This is a genomic window from Proteus sp. TSJ240517, from assembly GCF_047921575.1.
Lineage (GTDB): Bacteria > Pseudomonadota > Gammaproteobacteria > Enterobacterales > Enterobacteriaceae > Proteus.
Map to the genome: position 1 here is coordinate 136,343 of NZ_JBLRMH010000006.1, position 21,738 is coordinate 158,080.

The window sequence follows — 21,738 nt, forward strand, 5'->3', positions numbered from 1 at the left end:
TTGCTACGCTGAGGGGACCGTAGCAATCGACAATGAAAATGCCCCTCCGTAGTTATTGTTGGCTGAACAGTTATCGCCGACCGACACCAACCCAAATTACTTTGAAGTGTGGATACCGTCTTATGGAGCAAAACCCGCAGTCACAGCTGAAGCTACTTGTTACTAAAGGTAAGGAGCAAGGCTACCTGACCTATGCTGAGGTCAATGACCATCTGCCGGAAGATATCGTCGATTCAGATCAAATCGAAGACATCATCCAGATGATTAACGACATGGGCATTCAGGTTATGGAAGAAGCACCTGACGCCGATGATCTGATGCTGGCAGAAAATTCAAATGATACTGATGATGATGCTGCAGAAGCCGCAGCTCAGGTACTTTCTAGTGTAGAATCTGAGATTGGCCGTACAACCGACCCTGTGCGTATGTATATGCGCGAAATGGGTACCGTTGAACTGCTCACCCGGGAAGGTGAAATTGATATCGCAAAACGCATTGAAGATGGTATTAACCAAGTTCAATGTTCCGTTGCAGAATATCCTGAAGCAATTACTTATCTTCTTGAACAGTATGATCGCGTTGAAGCTGGCGAAGCACGTCTTTCAGACTTAATTACTGCGTTTATTGACCCTAATGCCGAAGAAATGGCAGAAAGTGAAGATGTCAACTTAGGCAAAGATGATGATGAAGTTGACAACAGCGCTGAAGACGAAGATGAAGACGAAGATGAAGATGGCGACAATGACAGCGATAGCGATGATGATAACAGCATCGATCCTGAATTAGCGCGTCAGAAATTTACTGAGCTTCGTGAGCAATATGAAAAAACTCGCCAAACTATCAAGGCGAAAGGTCGCAACCACAAAGATACAGAGCTTGAAATCTTATTATTATCTGAAATTTTCAAACAGTTCCGTTTAGTACCGAAACAATTTGATTATTTGGTTAACAATATGCGTGACATGATGGACAGAGTTCGTGCTCAAGAACGTCACATCATGCGTCTTTGTGTTGATCAAGTTAAGATGCCAAAGAAAACCTTCATTACGCTGTTTACAGGTAACGAAACCAATGACACATGGTTCACTGCTGCTCGTGCAATGAATAAGCCTTGGTCTGAAAAACTGGCAGGTATTGAAGAAGAAGTACAACGCAGCTTACAAAAACTGCAACAAATTGAAGTTGAAACTGGACTGACAATCGAACAGGTTAAAGATATTAACCGTCGTATGTCTATCGGTGAAGCAAAAGCACGTCGTGCGAAAAAAGAGATGGTCGAAGCGAACTTACGTCTCGTTATCTCTATCGCGAAAAAATATACCAACCGTGGCTTACAGTTCCTTGACCTGATTCAGGAAGGGAATATTGGTCTGATGAAAGCGGTTGATAAATTTGAATACCGTCGTGGTTATAAGTTCTCAACTTATGCAACATGGTGGATCCGTCAGGCAATTACTCGTTCAATCGCTGATCAGGCGCGTACAATCCGTATCCCTGTTCACATGATCGAAACGATTAATAAACTGAACCGTATCTCTCGTCAAATGTTGCAAGAGATGGGGCGTGAACCTTCACCAGAAGAACTTGCAGAACGCATGCTGATGCCTGAAGACAAGATCCGTAAGGTACTGAAAATCGCTAAAGAACCAATCTCCATGGAAACCCCAATCGGTGACGATGAAGATTCACATTTAGGTGATTTTATCGAGGATACTACTCTCGAATTACCACTGGATTCTGCAACATCAGAAAGCTTACGTTCAGCAACTCACGAAGTGTTAGCAGGCTTAACATTGCGTGAAGCGAAAGTCCTGCGTATGCGTTTTGGTATCGATATGAATACCGACCATACCTTGGAAGAAGTGGGTAAACAGTTTGATGTTACCCGTGAACGTATTCGTCAGATTGAAGCGAAGGCACTGCGTAAATTACGCCACCCAAGCCGTTCTGAAGTGTTACGCAGCTTCCTTGATGAATAATCGACTTACTTTTCAATAAAAGTTATAACAAACGCCTGTGATATCACAGGCGTTTTTTTATGGAATTTCGATACGGTATCTACAATCTATCTAATCTACGATAGATTTCACCTACATATATTTATAAAAAATAGCCTTATTATTTATATTATTGTACCTGTGCGTAAGCTTATCCATAACTCGTTACGCTATGTTATTGATATCACAGTTATTCTCCGTTTTATTTTTTTATTGTTTAGATTGAACAGAATTTGCGCATACAGTCATTCAAAGGCTAGACCTCGTGCCAAATGGCACGTATAATCACACTCCATTAAGGCCCCTTAGCTCAGTTGGTTAGAGCAGGCGACTCATAATCGCTTGGTCACTGGTTCAAGTCCAGTAGGGGCCACCAAATTTTAGCTGTTAAATCAGCACATTAAGCCACTTCTTAGCAAGTGGCTTTTTTGTTTCTATAAACCATTGCCCCATTTTTGCCCCATCAGATATTTTTAGCTACGTTAATATTTATAGAATCACTACATTTTAAAAATTTTTTATTATTTGTTTTGAATTCCATTCTATTTCAGTTTCAAAAATCTATAACTCACTGAAAAATAAATATTCTCTAAAATGCTCTCGCGTGAAATATGGATCATCAATCCCACGTAAAGCATGAAATTTCTTTTACTATTAATGTGTTATTTTTTATCGTGTTCCTTTTTCCACATCTCAAACTTTATTCTTTCATTAATAGAATATGAAAATTTCTTGATCCAAAAAAACATATTATTTTTCCATTACAACATATTAAAATAAAATATTTAAAAAATAATTCACCTCTGTATATTTAAATCGTTTCCATTACCTTGATGTACATATTAGCCCCCACAATAAACATTAATTATTTATTGAATGGAATACACAACAATCACATATAAATACCGTAAACAAATATAGAGGTTATAAATGAAAAAATTACTTATTATTAGTATTCTTTCCTTTTCAGCATTTTCGCATGCCGGTATTGATTTTGACGGTTATTGCAAAAAACTAAATGGAAAAGTAAAAAATGGCAAAATTTCCAGCCTCACGGTTGTAACTAATAGTTATAACGATGGGGAAAAACCAGTGTTAGCAGCCAATATAAAATTTGTCCCTACCACTGGTGGCTCTTATCATTATGGCATTATGTACAACGCAACTGCACTTTACGATATCGCTAAGGTTTCATTTCTGACACAAACAAATATAGCCGTATGTATTGGAAGTGAAAAAACTTTTCCTGGTAACGATGCCCTCTTTATGATTGGGTTATCAAGACACTAATTATCCAAAAGTAAAAGAAATCATGACTAAATAAAAAAGGGAAATGACATAACACTATAAAGCATTTATTGAAAAATAGAGGTTATAATGAAAAAAATAATTTTAATTATATTATTTATTTTATTTAATATACAACTATCATATGCAAGACCTGTTAGTAAAGTGTACCGAGCAGATTCAAGACCACCCGAGGAGGTATTTAAAAAAGGATTTGTCGCTTGGGGAAATAATATCAATTTTCATTCCCATGTAAACGGTGTTTCAGGGAGAAGAGGGAGTAAAGACTCTGCATTTATTCCGACAACATCAAGTTTTAAATCAAGTGAAAAATTCGCAAAAGATTTACTCAATGTCTCAAGCGAAAATAAATCTTATATTTATAAGATAAGGGCAACAAATAATTTTTATTCTGCACTTGAGACTGTCTATTATTATCATGATAAAATTAAAGAACGTGTTAGTGACGTATTAAGATCAGTATTAACTGAAGAGCAAGAATATTCTGCATATATAAATATTCCAAATCAATTAATAGAACTTGTCACTATTTACACTAAAGAAGGTAGTGAGATCCTTGAAGAAACAATGGTAAATCCTCATTATTCACCAGAAAAAACATATTCATCTGATGAACCCTATAAAGGTTATAACCCATTAAAAATAGATAATTTACCTCATCTAGTGATGGGATTATCTATGACAAATATAAACAATGAGTTAGCAGAAGCATCCGCAGTGCTACCTTCATCTTCATTCACTTGGGGTTCTGTACTAAGTACAGTTATGGAGGTGGCTGAAGCATTATGATTAATAAATCAAATCAACTATGTCTGCATTATTACATTAACGATACTCATGTCTAATAATATAAATTTATCTTTCTGATTCATATAGGTATATATGAATCAGAACTTTCATACTTATTAATTATTTTAATAGAATTAATTGGCTTATTACTTCTTTTATTGAGATAATATTCTCACAATTCAAATCTTGTCTTATATAATTACTATTATGGTCATTCGTCCTAATCAACACTGGTTCTTTCGGTTATTTGATTGGCATGGTTCAGTGCTTTCAAAAATAATCTTTCGTTTATGCCTTAATGTTATCATGTCAATTATCGCTATTTTGATTTATCAATGGTATGAACAATTAGGAATACACTTAACAGTTGCTCCTTTTAGTTTACTCGGTATTGCCATCGCAATATTCCTTGGTTTCAGAAATAATGCAAGCTATAGCAGGCTTGTGGAAGCCAGAACCCTATGGGGTAATATGTTAATTACTCATCGTAATATATTAAGAAATATAAAAGCATTATTACCTGAAGATAAACAATTTAATCGAGACTTTTCTAATCTATTAATTGCTTTTAGTTGGAGCTTAAAGCACGAGCTAAGAAAAACAGATCCAATGGTTGATCTTTACCGCCTATTACCTCGAACTTTATTTAATGAAATAATGAATAGCCCTTATCCCACTAATCGTATTTTATTACATATCGGTTTAAAAATAGGTGAACTGAGAGATAACAAGATGATAAGTGATGTTATTTTTCAATCAATTAATAAGGATATTAATAATTTATCTGATGTACTCGGAGGTTGCGAACGGATCTCAAATACCCCAGTTCCATTTGCTTATACTTTGATATTGCAACGTACTGTTTATTTATTTTGTACATTATTACCTTTTGCTTTGGTAGCAGATCTCCATTATATGACACCGTTTGTATCAGTTTTTATCTCTTATACTTTTTTATCTTGGGATTCATTAGCTGAAGAATTAGAAGATCCTTTTGGTGTATCTGCAAATGACTTACCCTTAAATGCCATTTGTAATACGATTGAAAGAAACTTATTAGAAATGCAAGATATTACCCCATTACCGATAACTGTAAGACCAGATAAACATTATAACTTACTATGATCAATAAATAATCATAACCACCCGTAAGCGGGTGATTTTATATTTAAGACGCTGACGCGACTTAAACTGGCTAAAGCCAATAATAATAAAGCTCACTTGAGTTTTACACTCAGAGTGAGCTTGTTTTGAATACAATATTAACAGACTAACTTAACGGATTAATATTGTTCTTTAATTTGAAAGACTGAAACTTTATCTGTTAAGTTTTGTGCTTTCTCATCTAAGATCATTGTTGATGTTGCACCTTGTTCAACCAAGGCAGCATTTTGCTGTACAACAGAATCCATTTGGTTAATTGCGACAGCTATTTGTTCGATCCCGACTTTTTGCTCTTCTGATGCAATACTAATGCCCTGCATAATATCGCTGACTTTAGTAATAGAAGAGACTATCTCTTGCATATGCTCACCCGTTTTATTAACCAACTCACGGCCATGAGCCACATCAGCAACGGATTCTCTGATAATTTGATTAATTTCACGCGCAGCATCTGCACTTCTTGCTGCTAAATTTCTCACTTCTGTTGCAACAACAGTAAATCCACGGCCTTGCTCACCTGCACGCGCCGCTTCAACGGCTGCGTTTAATGCCAGAATATTGGTTTGGCTTGCTATGTTATTAACCACATCATTGATTTCAGCAACTTTTAATGTTCCTACCTCAATTTTCTTCATTGAGTTAATCGCATCATTCATAATGTTAGAACCATCAATCGCTAAATCGCGTGTTTCTGCGGTAATGGAGTTTGCTAAAATCGCATTATCCGTATTATTCACTACTGCGATTTTTATCTCTTCCATACTTGCTGCTGTTTGTTGTAAAGCACTTGCTTGCTCCTCAGTACGAGAAGAGAGATCTTGGTTGCCAGAAGCAATTTCTGCCGAACCTTTTTTGATCTCTAGCGCTTCTTCTTTAACAAGTTGAATAGTCGATGTTAGCGCTGTTTGCATATCCCCTACATTAGAGAACAAAGTTCCAAACTCATCATTTCGTTTCTTAGGTAGAGTGAAACTTAAATCTCCCTCTCCCACTTTTTGTAAAATCGAAGACAATGTATTGAGATTGAAGATAAAAGTTTTGTTTATCCAACGAATAACCATATAAAGCAGAGAAAGGATAATGGCTAACGCAATAATCGAGGTATAAATAGAAAGATGAACCATCCAAGCTTGCTGTGTTTTAATATCATCATTCACAGCTTTAGTGATCATAAGATATTCATCAAAGAGATCAGATAAACGATTAAAGTCACCAGAGAGGTTTGATTCTGTGTAATCTAGCGTATCTATAGGTGCAATAAGTTCATCTAGAAGATAATAGAATAACACTGATAGTTGTTCTGAATTACGTTGAGCGTCAGGACTTATCTTCTTCACGCCTACCCAATGTGTGATAGTCGCTTTTGATTTTGTCGCCAACTCTTTCGCTTCAGCAACAAGTGATTTAATTGTTTCTTGCTTATTCTCATCCGTCATTGTTTTCAACAACATTAGGTAGTTGACGTGAGAACGAATGGTCGCTAATTCATACCTTGCTTCTTGAACACTATTCAATCTGGTATTCAAAGAATCCAATGATGCGAAGTTCTCTTGCATCCTATAAATAAAAAATGACGACAATACAGATGATAATAAGAAAATGGCTAATAATATGATAGAACCTACTTTAGCTGATCTTTCAATACTCATGAAATAATCCACCCCGGTAATAAAGTGATACAAATGTACTCATTTATCGGCACGAAATAGATTTTATTTACTTATTAATCAGAATTATCGATACAAATACTTATTACAGTTTTCAATCAATGATTACGACTAGTTTTTTATACTGATATTCATATTTTAACTTTGATAATATCTCACAATGAAATAATATTTTAGTGTTATTAATAAGTTAAAAATAAAACAGCGCACTTCAATACAATACTTCAAAGTGAGCTGTTTTAATCGTTATTACATCGGTTCCTCAATCTGAAATACCGCTACATTATCCATCAATACCTGTGCTTTTTCGTCTAACATCATCGTTGAAGATGCGCCTTGATCCACTAAAGAGGCGTTTTGTTGCACAACCGTATCCATCTGATTAATCGCCACCGCAATTTGTTCAATACCAACCCGTTGCTCTTCAGAAGCGAGACTTATCCCTTGCATAATATTATTTACTTTTGTAATTGAAGAAACGATCTCTTGCATATGTTTTCCCGTTTTATTAACGAGAGCGGTTCCTTCTGCGACATCTTTTATAGATGCTTTTAATATCTGGCTGATCTCTTTTGCAGCATCTGCACTTTTGGCTGCTAAATTTCTTACTTCAGCCGCAACAACGGTAAAACCTCGCCCTTGTTCCCCTGCTCTCGCAGCTTCTACTGCTGCATTTAGCGCTAAAATATTCGTTTGACTCGCAAGATTATTAATCACTTCGTTAATCTCACCCACTTTTAACGCGCCTTGCTCTATTTTTTTCATCGATGAGATAGCTTCTTTCATTACACTAGCACCATCTATAACGATGTCATTGGATTGATTAATAATCTCATTGGCTTCTTGAGTATTTTCGGTGTTATTGGCTACTGCGGTTTTAATCTCTTCCATACTGGCTGCGGTTTGTTGTAATGCACTAGCTTGCTCTTCAGTACGAGCAGAGAGCTCCTGATTACCTGATGCAATTTCAGAAGCTCCTCGTTTTATCTCTAACGTTTCTCTTTTTACGGTAAGAATGGTCGAAGTTAACGCTTTTTGCATATCACTCACATGTGAAAATAACTCACCAAATTCATCTTTTTTCATTTTAGGTAAATCGAAAACTAACTCCCCTTTACCAACTTTATTTAACACATTAGACAACGTATTAAGGTTATAAATAAAGGTTTTGTTTATCCAACGAATAGCAAAATATAAAATAACGAATAGAATTAATAAGGATATGAGAGTGGAATAAATAGAAAGCTGAACCATCGTATCTTGTCTATTTCTGAGCCCAGCACTATTTTTGGCTTTAACAGAAACATAGTTATCAAATAAATTATTTAATCTATCAAAATCATTGGCAAACTCTGTATCCTTTATATGTATTGCTTCTGAGCCATTTGACGCAATCAAGAGTCTATCAATTAGGCTATAAAATAACTTTGCTATTTCATCTGCACTTTTTTGTGCTTCTACTGTGACTTTCTTTTCTTTTACCCATATATCCATTGCATGTTTAGCACTTACCGCAATTTTTTTGTTTTTCTCAATAATTTCAGCATCTTTAGCATTTGTTTCGGCGGTATCTTGTATCAGAAAATTCACATTAGAACGCATAATCGCTAATTGATAACGCGCCATCAAAACATCGGTGTAACGTGTCAATAATACTTCAACTTGAGTAAAATTATTTTTCATTTTATAGATGAAAAATGTAGATAATACAGAGGATAAAATAAAAATTAATAACAGTGCAGATGCGCCTATTTTAGCACTTTGTTTAATACTCATAATAAAAATACCTATATGTACATATCGATAAACTTTATTTTTTATCGACGAAGTTATTTTTTTATTTAATTATCATTGATACATATAAGTTAATAATTTTTATTTAAAAATTTTTATTCTATAAATAACCACTAATCATATTTTAAATAAATCACGCTTTATTCTTATTTTATAAAATAATGCAACCAATAATGTTAATAATAAATACGCTATTTTTTATCAATCACGCATTACTTTATTGGGTAGCCAATATCTGCTGATGCTTTTCATCGATTACTCCTACACCCTATTATTCATAAAAGTATAAATAGTTTTATTTTCAATAAGTAACAACCGTACTATCTCATTTTGAGAACGATGATATAATATGCACCATGACCTTAAAAAACTCTGATGATTTACGGAGCTTAACTTTTTATGCAACCTCAGTTTGAAAACTCAAAAAACACCGTAAAAACATTATCAGTGTTTGATTTTGATGGCACGCTGACCTATCACGACAGTTTTATTCCTTTTTTAAAGTTTGCTTTTGGTAAACGTAAATTTTCACGCCGTTTGATTAAGATGGTATTGCCCACATTACGTTGCTTTAGACGCAAACTTACTCGTGATGAATTAAAAGAAGTACTTATTAAAACCTTTTTAACCAACATTGATGAGAATTGGTTAAAAGAAAAAGCCGAAGCCTTCTGCCAACTTTACTGGGCTAAACTAATGCGCCCTACCGGTTTATTAGCCGTTGCTGAAGAGGTGAACAGTCACGCTGAAGTCACCATTTGTTCAGCATCACCAGCAATGGTATTACAACCCTTTGCTGATCGCTTAGGCATTAAATTAATTGGTACAACGCTCGAAGTTGTTGAAGGTGTATTAACGGGGAAAATTATTGGTAATAACTGTCGCTGTGGTGAAAAAATCAAGCGGTTAGAAAGTGTTTATGGGGATCTCACACAATATCATTTAAGAGCTTGGGGAGATTCTCGAGGTGATCATGAGTTGCTTTTTGCAGCACAAGATCCTCATTGGCGCCACTTTCATACAGGCAAAAGTAAATCGAAAAAATCACCCATAAAGATAGAAACAAAAAAATAATCTTACCCACAAAATTGAGCACAAAAAAACCCTCGATTAACGAGGGTTTTTACCATGCACTATGTACTATATGTACTAATAGTGTAGAGATTAGATATTCACGCCGTGTTGTGATGCTAATGCACCTAAACCACCCGCAAAACCTTGACCTACAGCTTTAAATTTCCACTCTGTACCATGGCGATATAACTCACCAAAGATCATTGCAGTTTCTGTAGATGCATCTTCAGAAAGATCAAAGCGTGCAATTTCAGTATTATTGTCGTTATTAAAAACGCGCATAAAACTGTTGCTCACCATACCGAAGTTTTGTTTACGATTTTCAGCATCATAAATAGTGACTGCGAATACCAATTTTTTCACTTCAGCAGGGACTTTTGATAGGGTGATTTTTACTTGCTCATCATCACCATCGCCTTCCCCAGTACGGTTATCTCCTTGGTGTTCAACGCTTCCACATTGACTCACTTTGTTATTAAAGAAGATAAAACTTGCGTCTGAAAGTACTTTTCCATCTTCACCTACCATGAACACTGACGCATCTAAATCGAACTCTGCGCCATCAGTCACGCGGGCATCCCATCCTAGACCAACCATAGCAACCGACATTGTTGGTGCTTCTTTAGTCAGAGAAACATTACCGCCTTTAACAAGGGAAACTGCCATATCAAAGCTCCTACTTTATTGAATAAACTGGCAATCACATCTTATGACTGCCAGCGGTTAGTGTCTTATAAATCCACTATCAAGAGGCATTAATACCGTATTGAGCACAAACTGAACCTAAACCACCTGCATAACCTTGACCAACAGCACGGAATTTCCACTCCGAGTTATGGCGATATAGCTCACCAAATAACATTGCTGTTTCTGTTGATGCATCTTCCGTTAAGTCATAACGAGCAACTTCAATTTGGTTGTCATCATTAACTAAACGAATAAATGCACCTGATACTTGGCCAAAGCTTTGGCGACGAGCTTGCGCATCATGGATAGTCACAACGAAGATAACCTTATCGACATCATTTGGGATCATGTCTAATTTGATTTTCAGCGCTTCATCATCACCATCGCCTTCACCAGTACGGTTATCACCCGTGTGAACAACAGAGCCATCAGCAGATCTTAAGTTGTTATAAAAAATGAAATCGGCATCGCTACGTACTTTTCCATTAGCCGCTAACAGAAATACAGATGCATCTAAGTCAAAATCTTGACCATCTGTAGAACGGGCATCCCAACCAAGTCCGACAAGGACGTTTTTCATCGTTGGGGCTGCTTTGCTCAGAGAGACATTACCACCTTTAGAAAGAGAAACGCTCATTTTTTAACCTCTTTAATTTAGTTTTTGATATTCTGATTTCTCAAGAATACTAATTATTCTGACTTACCTTCATTATCCTTTTTCTCTGGGAATAAGAAACTTGCAATAATACCCAGAGCAAGAACACCAAGCACAACAAATAGGCTGGTTGTCGCGGAGATGCTGTATCCATGTTGCCAAATATGATCTGTTGCATTTAGACCCAGTTTTACAGCAATAAAGAACAACAACACAATAACCGCTTTTTCAAGGTAAACGAGATACTGTTTTAACGCTTCTAACACGAAGTAAAGCGTACGTAAGCCTAAAATTGCGAACATCATTGCACTATATACAATTAAAGGTTCACGGCTTACTGCGATAATAGCGGGAACCGAGTCGAAAGCAAACATCACATCAGAAAGCTCTACGACTGCCACACACAGCATTAGTGGCGTTGCATATAGCGCAGCTTTTGTACCACGACCGATAGTAATATCTTTGTTTTCAGGTTTCGCTAACTCTACATCAACTTCTTTTTGTGTTAGTAAGAATGCATGTCCAGTGATTTTTGGCCATATAGGGAAAAATCGTTTTACTAAGCGATAAGCAAGATGCTGCGAATAGTCTTCAATTTCTTCACTATCATCACCGCTTTTCAGCATCATAACTGCCGTCCAAGCCACGATTAAGGCAAATACTATCTCAACATATGGTCCTAAACTTAACAGTCCTGTACCGATGGCAACAAAGATCCCACGGAAAACAATAGCACCGATGATACCCCAATAAAGAACGCGGTGACGGAAGCGATCAGGCACAGCAAACCAAGAGAAAATCGCCATCATGACAAACAAGTTATCAACCGAAAGCACTTTCTCTAGCGCATAACCTGTTACGAATAAGCTCGCAACCTCTGCACCATGGTGAATATAAAGGAATCCTGCGAATACCATTGCAATAGCAACCCAGAATATAGACCAAAATATGGCATTCTTTAATGTTATCGGCTTATCTGAGCGATGCATAAATAAGTCGATAAAAATAGCGCCAATCGCAAGTACAACAAAGACAATGACAGTTTCTGTCGGAAAACCAATATGTGTGGATACCATAATAATTCCTAAACGGTTCCCTATATTAAATTAATTACAAACCAAATTCTGCGGGCTCAAAACCTAATGCAATGGCAATAGCGCGCACAGCTTCTTTTTCATCATTGTCAAAATCACCATCACTTTTCGCAACAGCAATACCGACACGAATAGCTAATTGCGCAGCTTCTGGCTGATCTTTCATTGCCAGAATATACTTCATGGTTTCGCCTTTACCGACTTCAGTATCAAATTCGAAACTCAGGATTAGCTTATTAAAGAATTCGATAACTTCAGAAGTATCAAAAACTTTAAGTTCATCCGATGCTTTTAAAAAACCGAGCATCTTCTGTTTTTCTTCAGAACTCACTCCACCGCTGGCAATGGCAATACGTGCGCAAACAGCAACAGTGCCTTGCATAAATTTTTTGTTTTTAAAGCGACCAACTTGCTTTGCTAACTCAGAGCGACCTGAATTAAAACCATCTTTTAATTTGTTAAAAAAACTCATGCTATTTTTCCTTATATCAACTTGATCACTTAGAACCCGCTGTCCAGCGAAATCCCCACCCGTAGGCATTATCCATATCACGGTGACCTTTAAAAAACTCATTGAGACGTTCAACTTTTATCGAACCATTCTCATTAACGAGTCGTGCAATCGCACACATATTGCGACCATTATTACCGTCAGTTAAACGGGTTTCGATAGGAGGTTGTTCTGGTACATGAATGGTGACAACACCATCTGTTTTGCTCCAATTCGGTACACCTTCATAAATAAACGCGAAAATCAGCACTTGCTTGATATTTTTCCATTCACGTCCATTCACAAAGATCCATTCACCACCAGCAACATCTCCCGTACGATCATCGCCTTGCAATTCAACATAAGGAATACGATTGAAATCACCAAACCCGTTTCCTAATGCTTGAATAACGGACTTATGTCCTTGCTGAAGTTCAACAAAAGCACCGATATCTAAATCGATACCTTTATTGCCACCGAACAACCCACCTAATAACCCAGAACCCCCACTTTTGCTTTCTCGATGCCAATCAAGGTTGATCCGAATTTTACCGAAGTCATCTTTCTTCGTTAGGCTAATTGCCGGTTTTTCTTTAGTTAAAGAAACCTTACTTAAGTTCACCGAACTTGGCGCTGGCGCCGGTTTTGGTGCTGGTGCTGGTGCTGGTGCAGAGTCTGCAATATCAACACCAAAATGTTCAGCTAATGGCTTTAAACCGCCGTTAAATCCTTGAGCGATAAAACGGAACTTCCAACTACTATTACGAAGATACAATTCACCTAAAATTAATGCCGCTTCAGGACGACCGTTAATATCAACATTACCGTTTGCCACAACTTCGTTATTAGCATCAACTTGAATTGATAATCGTTGTAAATTTGCGATAGTTTGTTGACCTTCACAAGTCGCCGTAAACGCAATTTTTTCAACATCTGGACGTAAGCGCGTTAGATCCACCGTAAAAGATGTGCTGTTTCCTGCTGTCGCATAAATAACGGTGCGATCATCATTAGCTGTCTGTCCATAAAACACCATATCGGTGTCGCCATTCACTTTACCTGACGCATAAAGTCTAAAAGCAGACACATCAACTGGTGCACCTGATTGAATTCTAATGATTAATGTTTGATTAGGAACAGGTACGTTCCCGCCTGGAGTCATATTCATTTATCGCACCACCGTAGCCACAATATCAGGCATCATGTCATTAATAACACGGCCTTTACAAGGCGCACCAAACGCAGTGAAATCCCATTGACCATGATTACGTTGTAAAGAAGCAATCACGATACCTGTATGAGAGCCTTGCTCTGTTAAGGTATAACGCACCAGCTCTTTATTCGTTGTTTTATCAACAACTCGGCAGAATGCGTTTTCAACTTCATTAAATGTTTGTCCACGGAAACTATTTACTGTAAATACCAAGTATTCAACATTTGTTGGTAAACGGTTTAAATCAACGAAAATTGTTTCATCATCGCCATCACCGTCACCCGTTAAGTTATCACCAGAGTGAATAACCGACTGACAACTTGATTTTAATTTTCTAAACCAAATGGTATCGATTTGATTACCATTTGCGTCAAGTAATACGCAACTTGCATCTAAATCGATAGAACCACCACCACCAAAAAGACCGCCTAATAATCCTTTTTTCTTAATCGGATCCCAGCCCAAACCAAACATTAAGTGGCTCAGTGTAGGTACTTGTTTACTGAGAGAAACTGTTTGATTCTTGCTTAATGAAACCATAATTAAATTCCTTCAGAGGTAGAGTGAAACAATAACGCCATTTGTGATTAATTCCATATCATGAAAATCATCATATCATGATGAAGTACACGAGCAAGACTATTTTTCTCACTTAAATTTAAAGTTTTATCAATTTATTGATATTAATGATATTTTCATTGTAATAAAATATTAAAAACACAAAAAAATCATAATAATAACTTACTCAATTACCCAATTTAAAAATTAACTCAAATAAATCATATTATGATTGACACAGTTCTTCGAAATCTTCATGATTATAAGCATTGAACCCTACACTTTTATTTCACGGTATACAGAGTAATGAATAACACAATTTGGTTTATGGAAGGTTTATCATCACAACGCGATATAATTCAAAGTGTTAAAGACTTTGCAAAACAGCAGCACCAAGAGATCTTTGTGCTCGCATCTCATCGTCATACTCGAAATGAGATTTTATCGCTTGCTGATGGGGCTTTTTATGAACCTCTTGAAGAGACATTACGCTTACAATTTATCGATGATGTTGTAAAACAGCATCAAGTCCGTGCCATTCACACCGGTCGTAATAGCGCATGGTTTGAATTACACCGCCAAGAAATTGAGTCATTTGGGGTAAAATTAACAACTGGGGCCACACAACTTGAACAGCTTCAGTTAGCTGATAATAAAGTTGCATTTGCACAAGCGATGGAACAATGTGGGCTTCCTGCAGTACCTTCTATTTACATTAAATCTATCGATGAATTAGAAACGCATATAAAAGAGCCTCCTTTTGGCGAAATACCTTTATGCATCAAACCTGTAAAAGGGATTTATGGTATGGGTTTTTGGCGCTTTGATAATCAAGTTTCACCGATGGCACTGTTTAATCACCCAGAAAATCGCCAAGTCAATCCTCAACAATATCTTGATGCATTAAAGGCAGTTGAACATTTTGAACCTTTAGTCTTAATGCCTTATTTGCCTGGTCCTGAATACTCTGTTGATATGGTGGTTGAACAAGGTGATGTTATTGCAGCTGTAGCTCGACGCAAAGAGGGTGCAATACAACATCTAGAGATCTCAGGCGAGGCTTATGAATTAGGTAAAGCGTGCGCAACGGCGATGAAAGCCGATGGTCTTGTGAATGTGCAAACTCGAAATAATCATCAAGGTCGCCCACTCTTACTTGAAATTAATATGCGCCCTTCTGGTGGTATTGGTTATACCCAACATTGTGGAATTAATCTTGCAGGTATTTTTGCTTTACGCCAATTAGGATTAATAAGTATTGAAGAGGCTGAAGCCCAAAATAACCATTTTACACCAACAAAAATACGCTCAATCACCGATTCTATTGTTTTCAATTCAGCGTTAACAAACTTAATCAGTACGGATAATAATTAATAATGAAAAATAGTATGAGTGACTCATCCGTTTATCGTCGCCTTCTTTCTTGTGGCACATTAAGTGTGACGCCAAATTGTTCTATTGAGTTACTTGATGAATTATTTGATATTGCAGAAAGACGCAATCCTAAGCGTGCATTTCTATTTGTCAGTAAAGTATTAGGTCGTCATATTCCTGTTTCACCGAAAAAAATGCGTGAAACCTACCAAAAACTTGCCCATCAATTTCCTGACTCACTTGAAGGTCCTGTACTGTTTATTGGTATGGCAGAAACGGCGGTGGGTTTAGGTGCTGGCATTTTTGATGAAGTGAGAAATCGCTATCAACAAGCCATTTATTTAACATCAACACGTCATCCTGTTGATAAAGGTGAGTTGCTGTGTGAATTTAAAGAAAATCACAGCCACGCGACTGATCACTTACTCTATTTACCTACAACAGCAGAGCAACGCCAGTGGGTACAAAAAGCAAAAACCGTTGTATTAATTGATGATGAAGCGACTACAGGTAATACCTTTATCAACCTGCTTTCAGCACTACGTGAAGAAGGTGGATTAACCCATATTGAGCAGGTTATAGCGGTAACCTTAACCGATTGGAGTGGTGATTCTATCGCTGAGCGCTCCCCATTACCGATTAAAACCCTCTCTTTAGTTCAAGGGAAGTGGCAATGGGATGCCGATCCAAATGCGCCTTTACCTATTATGCCTAATGTTAATATCACTGCATCAGGGCAAGTTGCTATCACTGGTAAACAGAGCTGGGGTCGATTAGGGATGACAACGCCCGCAAGCGATCTGGGTTTATCCATCAATGCTTCTTTAGGTGAAAAAATCCTTGTTTTAGGATCGGGAGAATTTGTTTGGGAGCCGTTTTTATTAGCTGAACGTCTTGAAAAACAAGGTGCTATCGTAAAATATAGTTCGACAACGCGTTCACCTATTTCAACTAATTTTGCCATTCAATCAGCGATCACATTTACTGATAATTATGGTTTAGGTATTCCTAACTTCGTCTATAACGTGGCGCATCAACAATTTGATCGCATTTTGCTTTGTTGTGAAACACCAGCTGAAAGCATTGATAGCCAACTGATTGAAGCCCTCAATAAAGTTGCACCTATTGTTGAGGTAATTAGTTATGACTAAGCCCGTTATTTTAACTGATCTCGATGACACACTATTTCAAACACGTCGTAAGATGGTGGATGAATTAGCACTAGAACCCTATAAGACTGGCGCGCTAGATAGAAGCTTAGAACCCCGTAGCTTTATGACCCAAGAGCAAGCCATGCTTGTAGATTGGATGTTAGAGCATGCGGATTTAATTCCTGTTACTGCTCGTGGAACAGAAGAGATTAGCCGAGTCACCATTCCTTTTCATTCTTGGGCGATTACTACACATGGTGCGGTGATATTAACGCCAGAAGGCAATGCTGATACACAATGGCAAAACCACATCACTCAAAGCTTAGCGCCATATACACAGCGTTTATTGACTCTACAACAATCAATCACGCAATTAATGGCGGAACGAAATATTGATGGTTGGGCGCGAATTAACTATGAATACGGTGATTTGCCTATTTATTTAGTCATGAAGCATAACGATAGCACCCGATTAGACGAGCTATACACCATAGGTGATGAGATAGAAAAAACATTCTCAACTGAAGGTTTTTATATTCATCGTAACAGCAACAATATTGCTTGGTTACCTGAGCCTATCGAAAAAGGCAAAGCTGCCACCTATTTGCTCAATAAATTAAAAACTGAGCGTGGTGTTTTTCCTGTGATTGGACTCGGTGACAGCCTAAGTGATCATCGCTTTATGAAATTATGTAGTTGGTATGGACTTCCTCGTCAAAGCCAATTTGCGGATGCGATCAACACAAAAATTTTTGGAGAATAAACATGATGGATCATAAGCCTTTTTCGGGCTCTTATGTATCAGGGGATGTCGATTTTCTACTTCAACCGGTTAATATCGAAATGACGCCCGTTGAGTTAAAAGAAGAGCTGATACAATCGGGTAAGCGCCACTATTCTGACATGCTAAGTCAAGAGCCAGAGCCAACAACATGGCATCTAGATCTCTTTGAAAAAGCGCTAGAAACAGGCGCTACACGCTTAGCAACTGAAGTCATAATGCTGGCTAAATCATTGATTGAACGCTTTGGTGATACCCCAATTATCTTGACAAGCCTTGTTCGTGCAGGTGTTCCTTTAGGCGTCATGTTGCAACAAACATTACGTAAAATGGGAAAAACCTCTTATCACTACGGCATTAGTATTATTCGAGATAGAGGCATTGATAGCGAAGCGCTTTCATGGATAGAACAACGCCACGGTACAGAAGGTATTGTGTTTGTCGATGGATGGACAGGAAAAGGCGCTATTACAGGTGAACTTATTCGTTCGTTATCAGGGCGAAAAGGCTATCCAGCTCAGCCTCGTCTTGTCGTCCTTGCTGATCCTTGTGGCTGTGCATGGTTAAGTGCCAGCGATGAAGATTGGCTTATCCCATTTGGGATCATGGGAGCGCCTGTTTCAGGATTAATTTCACGTTCAATTTGGACTGAAGAAGGCTTTCATGGTTTTGTGGATTGCCAACATTTAAAACAGTATGAATGCAGTCGTTACCTTGTTGATACTGTTGGAAAAGTCGTTGATACATTAATCGATAACGATACTCCACTAGCTACATTTAAAGAACAACAATCAGACTTAAAAAAGCTGAGCGAAAACGTCGTTAGTTCACTTGCAAACAAATATGATATTTCAAATATCAATCGTATAAAACCCGGTATTGCTGAAGCTACACGCGCTGTTTTACGCCGTGTACCTGATCATGTTCTTGTGAGAGAAATAACCGATCCTGATGTCGCGTTACTGGTTTATCTTGCGCAGGAAAAAAATATTGCTGTTATTGAAATAGGGCAAGCGCTTGGTCAATATCGTGCAGTGACTATCATTAAAAAGGTGAAATAATGATTGAACGATTATCCCCATGGAATTTAGGGGCAACGCTTTATATGCCCGCGACACGAACAGATATCGCACCCACAATCATCAATCAGAAAATTGAAGGGTTACGCTCTTTAATTATCTGTTTAGAAGATGCCGTGAGTGATGCAGATATTCCTGTTGCATTAGAAAACTTGGCAACCTTATTAAATACCTTAGCAGAGCACAAAAAAAACAGCGATTGTAGCCATTGGCCACTGCTGTTTATTCGCCCTCGCCACACTGAAATGGGTCAATGGATCACTGAAAATCTTGATGTCAGCGCCATCGATGGTCTTGTTTTGCCTAAGTTCACACAAGTTTCTCTGCCAATTTGGTGGAATATTATTGAAAATACGCATTTATGTATGATGCCAACACTTGAAACAGAAGAAGTGTTTGATGTTATTCAAATGACAGAGCTTGCAAACCACCTACTAACTCACCCTTGTCATAACAGAATTATTGCATTACGTATTGGTGGTAATGATTTAATGAATGTCATTTCTCTTAGACGTAATCGCCAATTAACACTTTATGATGGCCCAATGGGTTACGTGATAAAAATGTTAGTTGCTGTCTTTGGCGCTCGCCAATTTGCCCTCACAGCACCTGTTTGTGAGCATATTGATGATCACCATATTATGGATAAAGAGCTGGCACTTGATATTGCTAATGGCCTTGTCGGTAAAACAGCGATCCATCCAAAGCAAATTCATAAAATTGAACAAGCTCTCATGGTGTCTCAATCCGATCATTCAGATGCATTACGTATTTTAAATTCAACACAAGCCGTCTTTAAATCACAAGGTGCAATGTGTGAACCAGCAACACATCGTCGCTGGGCATTGAGTATTTTAACTAGAGCTAAAATTTATGGCATTATTCCTAACCAACAAAATAATGCTCAACGTTTTAACGCAACATAAAATACTCTATAGCAGGTGATAAATTCGATAAGATAAAATAATTATCTTATATTGATTTCGATTTATAAGTTTCTAGTTAAAGCATGTTATCTTTAACTAGAACTTATAAGAACAACGTGAATCTTTTTATTTAAAAAAGTGTATTTTTTTTATTTCAGTTATTAATTTATACTACATTTAATAGGCATCTTATTTTATTTATCCTTGTCAACACAGAACAAGAATAATAGAAATTATTGCTGAATATTTTAACACACCAATGACAAAATAAGTGGTAACTAAGCATGCAATTAAGCACTCGTCAGGTCAGAGTCTTTACACTGGCAACCCTTTTAAGCTCAGGAAAAAAGGTTCCAACCATTAAGATTATTTCTGCTCTTGAATGCTCAGAGCCTACGTTAACTCGTGTATTAAAAGAGATAAGAGATTCTTATGGTGCTGAAATAAAATACAGCAAAGCCTCTCGTGCATATCAAATGACTGAACGAGGTCAACTCGATAGTAAGGCGTTACGCCGTATGCGTGAGGCATTATCCGCCAGCGAAGATCTACGCCACAATGGAATGACAAGCCGAGTTTATCTCGATAAAGATAAGAAGAAATCTGTTTCACTTTCATTAAAAATGTCAGCATTGCGCAAGATTGATAGATTATCTTATTTAAATAATTCCACACGTAGTGAAGCTGTTGAATTATTAGTTGATCACTATATTGAAAATTTAATTCAATCAACACTCGCTGAAATAGCAGAGAAAGAAAAAGAAAAAAAGAATTCGAATTAAATAAAAAAAGCAACTTGATACTTCGGTATCAAGTTATTTTATAAAAACAACAAAAGCAGAAAATATATAAAAACACTTATCTAATAGAATTGTTTCATATATTTCCTCACACTCTTAATTTATTTTAAATTACTTTAAAAACAAAAAACACCAATTAACTAATACTTTGAATTTATTGACTTTTATAATTGTTATTTTTTAATTAAAAAGAGTATTTATACCTAATCACTATTAGTCATTCATTTATCATTACTCTTATTAAGACGGTTCAATAAAATATATTTTCTTTAATAAAATAAAATCGCTCCATCACTCAATTTAAGGATGACAAACAGGCTAATTTCTCTTTTATTTTACTTTTCATACTATCTTCATTCAGATTAATAATATTGGACAATCATCACTGCGTTTTTTCTCTAATTTAATTAAACTAAGCATAATCTCAATTGAACACCTTCATGGGTCGGTTAGTATATTAATCGCTTATTTCTATCTCACTCACAGGATAAATGCATGAGAAGATTGCCAGTTTACCTTTTGCTTGATACATCGACTTCCATGTATGGAGAGCCTATTGCAGCAGTAAAAAATGGCGTTGAAATGCTCTTATCAACACTACGCCAAGATCCTTACGCATTAGAAACTGCTTATATTTCTATCATCACCTTTGACTCAACCGCGCAACAGGTTGTGCCACTCACTGATTTAATCAATTTTAAAGTACCAGATTTAGTCGCAAGTGGAACAACAGCATTAGGTTCTGCGCTCACTTTAGTTTCTAGTCGTATTGAAAAAGAAGTACAAAAAACTACAGCTGAAACAAAAGGAGATTGGCGTCCGTTAGTTTTTGTGATGACAGATGGCGCCCCCACAGACGATTGGAAAAAAGGCGTTGAGAAATTTAAAGCGGCACGCACTGGCGTTGTTATTGCGTGTGCAGTAGGACAATCAGCACAAACTGATGTACTAAAAAATATCACTGAAATTGTATTACAGCTAGATACTGCGGACTCCAATACCATTAAGTCATTCTTTAAGTGGGTTTCAGCCAGTATTTCTGTCGGTAGTCAAAAAGTCGATTTAACTAAGAAAGATATTAGTGATCTTGATGACTTACCACCGCCACCTCCTGAGGTTAACGTTGTACTTTAAATA

The 21,738-nt window shown here is 37.0% G+C and carries 19 protein-coding genes, 1 tRNA gene and 2 pseudogenes; 14 read left to right on the forward strand and 8 right to left on the reverse strand.

What is annotated here, in order from left to right; translation table 11 throughout:
- The first annotated feature begins 122 nt into the window (after positions 1-122).
- The 5 genes from rpoD to ACNARN_RS11710 all read left to right on the forward strand — a co-directional run bounded on the left by rpoD (position 123) and on the right by ACNARN_RS11710 (position 5,219).
- Positions 123-1,979, forward strand: coding sequence for an RNA polymerase sigma factor RpoD (gene rpoD / locus ACNARN_RS11690; protein WP_198620772.1), 1,857 nt, complete (start codon positions 123-125; stop codon positions 1,977-1,979).
- 317 nt (positions 1,980-2,296) lie between these two features.
- Positions 2,297-2,373, forward strand: a tRNA-Ile gene (locus ACNARN_RS11695).
- A 554-nt stretch (positions 2,374-2,927) separates the two neighbouring features.
- Positions 2,928-3,287: a hypothetical protein gene (locus ACNARN_RS11700; protein WP_198626213.1), complete on the forward strand. Its 360-nt coding sequence runs from the start codon at positions 2,928-2,930 to the stop codon at positions 3,285-3,287.
- A gap of 87 nt (positions 3,288-3,374) precedes the next feature.
- Positions 3,375-4,094 carry an enterotoxin A family protein gene (locus ACNARN_RS11705; RefSeq protein WP_198630319.1) on the forward strand — a complete coding sequence of 240 codons (720 nt, stop codon included), beginning with the start codon at positions 3,375-3,377 and terminating at the stop codon, positions 4,092-4,094.
- A gap of 207 nt (positions 4,095-4,301) precedes the next feature.
- Positions 4,302-5,219, forward strand: coding sequence for a bestrophin family protein (locus ACNARN_RS11710; RefSeq protein WP_198620771.1), 918 nt, complete (start codon positions 4,302-4,304; stop codon positions 5,217-5,219).
- A gap of 158 nt (positions 5,220-5,377) precedes the next feature.
- Here the strand turns inward: ACNARN_RS11710 and ACNARN_RS11715 are convergent, their stop codons facing one another.
- A complete protein-coding gene (locus tag ACNARN_RS11715) occupies positions 5,378-6,907 on the reverse strand; it encodes a methyl-accepting chemotaxis protein (protein WP_198620746.1) in 1,530 nt (509 codons plus the stop codon).
- Positions 6,908-7,174: 267 nt separating this feature from the next.
- Positions 7,175-8,701 (reverse strand): methyl-accepting chemotaxis protein, encoded by a 1,527-nt coding sequence (locus ACNARN_RS11720; protein ID WP_198620745.1) that lies wholly within the window; start codon positions 8,699-8,701, stop codon positions 7,175-7,177.
- A gap of 417 nt (positions 8,702-9,118) precedes the next feature.
- On the opposite strand from ACNARN_RS11720, the gene ACNARN_RS11725 reads away from it, so the two are divergent.
- A complete protein-coding gene (locus ACNARN_RS11725) occupies positions 9,119-9,793 on the forward strand; it encodes an HAD family hydrolase (protein ID WP_198620744.1) in 675 nt (224 codons plus the stop codon).
- A 90-nt stretch (positions 9,794-9,883) separates the two neighbouring features.
- On the opposite strand, the gene ACNARN_RS11730 is transcribed toward ACNARN_RS11725, so the two are convergent.
- The 6 genes from ACNARN_RS11730 to ACNARN_RS11755 form a co-directional block, all read right to left on the reverse strand.
- Positions 9,884-10,459, reverse strand: coding sequence for a TerD family protein (locus tag ACNARN_RS11730; RefSeq protein WP_109373011.1), 576 nt, complete (start codon positions 10,457-10,459; stop codon positions 9,884-9,886).
- Between the two features lie 79 nt (positions 10,460-10,538).
- The gene (locus ACNARN_RS11735) at positions 10,539-11,117 is read right to left on the reverse strand and encodes a TerD family protein (RefSeq protein ID WP_100158820.1); all 579 of its coding nucleotides are present in this window, start codon (positions 11,115-11,117) and stop codon (positions 10,539-10,541) included.
- A 53-nt stretch (positions 11,118-11,170) separates the two neighbouring features.
- A complete protein-coding gene (locus tag ACNARN_RS11740; RefSeq protein ID WP_198620743.1) occupies positions 11,171-12,211 on the reverse strand; it encodes a TerC/Alx family metal homeostasis membrane protein in 1,041 nt (346 codons plus the stop codon).
- 34 nt (positions 12,212-12,245) lie between these two features.
- The gene (locus ACNARN_RS11745; protein ID WP_109373009.1) at positions 12,246-12,701 is read right to left on the reverse strand and encodes a tellurite resistance TerB family protein; all 456 of its coding nucleotides are present in this window, start codon (positions 12,699-12,701) and stop codon (positions 12,246-12,248) included.
- 25 nt (positions 12,702-12,726) lie between these two features.
- Entirely contained in the window at positions 12,727-13,887 is a 1,161-nt protein-coding gene (locus ACNARN_RS11750) for a TerD family protein (protein ID WP_416304484.1), read from the reverse strand.
- Positions 13,888-14,472 (reverse strand): TerD family protein, encoded by a 585-nt coding sequence (locus ACNARN_RS11755; RefSeq protein WP_198620741.1) that lies wholly within the window; start codon positions 14,470-14,472, stop codon positions 13,888-13,890. It lies immediately after the preceding gene.
- 324 nt (positions 14,473-14,796) lie between these two features.
- Here ACNARN_RS11755 and ACNARN_RS11760 point away from each other — a divergent pair, with 324 nt between their 5' ends.
- The 8 genes and pseudogenes from ACNARN_RS11760 (at position 14,797) to ACNARN_RS11795 (ending at position 21,735) form a co-directional block, all read left to right on the forward strand.
- A complete protein-coding gene (locus ACNARN_RS11760; protein ID WP_416304485.1) occupies positions 14,797-15,864 on the forward strand; it encodes an ATP-grasp domain-containing protein in 1,068 nt (355 codons plus the stop codon).
- A gap of 14 nt (positions 15,865-15,878) precedes the next feature.
- Complete coding sequence (locus tag ACNARN_RS11765; protein ID WP_311750492.1) at positions 15,879-17,015, forward strand: phosphoribosyltransferase domain-containing protein; 1,137 nt, start codon at positions 15,879-15,881, stop codon at positions 17,013-17,015.
- Complete coding sequence (locus ACNARN_RS11770; protein ID WP_198620738.1) at positions 17,008-17,778, forward strand: hypothetical protein; 771 nt, start codon at positions 17,008-17,010, stop codon at positions 17,776-17,778. The genes ACNARN_RS11765 and ACNARN_RS11770 overlap by 8 nt, the downstream gene beginning before the upstream one ends.
- 2 nt (positions 17,779-17,780) lie before the next feature.
- Positions 17,781-18,525: pseudogene (locus ACNARN_RS11775) on the forward strand (cysteine protease StiP domain-containing protein); the annotation flags it as partial.
- 125 nt (positions 18,526-18,650) lie between these two features.
- Positions 18,651-18,857, forward strand: a pseudogene (locus ACNARN_RS11780) (RNA-binding protein); the annotation flags it as partial.
- Positions 18,857-19,801, forward strand: coding sequence for an HpcH/HpaI aldolase/citrate lyase family protein (locus tag ACNARN_RS11785; protein ID WP_198620736.1), 945 nt, complete (start codon positions 18,857-18,859; stop codon positions 19,799-19,801). The pseudogene ACNARN_RS11780 and the gene ACNARN_RS11785, both read left to right, overlap by 1 nt.
- A gap of 284 nt (positions 19,802-20,085) precedes the next feature.
- Positions 20,086-20,583, forward strand: coding sequence for a tellurium resistance protein TerW (locus tag ACNARN_RS11790; protein WP_109373001.1), 498 nt, complete (start codon positions 20,086-20,088; stop codon positions 20,581-20,583).
- A gap of 513 nt (positions 20,584-21,096) precedes the next feature.
- A complete protein-coding gene (locus ACNARN_RS11795; RefSeq protein WP_198620735.1) occupies positions 21,097-21,735 on the forward strand; it encodes a vWA domain-containing protein in 639 nt (212 codons plus the stop codon).
- Positions 21,736-21,738 lie beyond the last annotated feature (3 nt).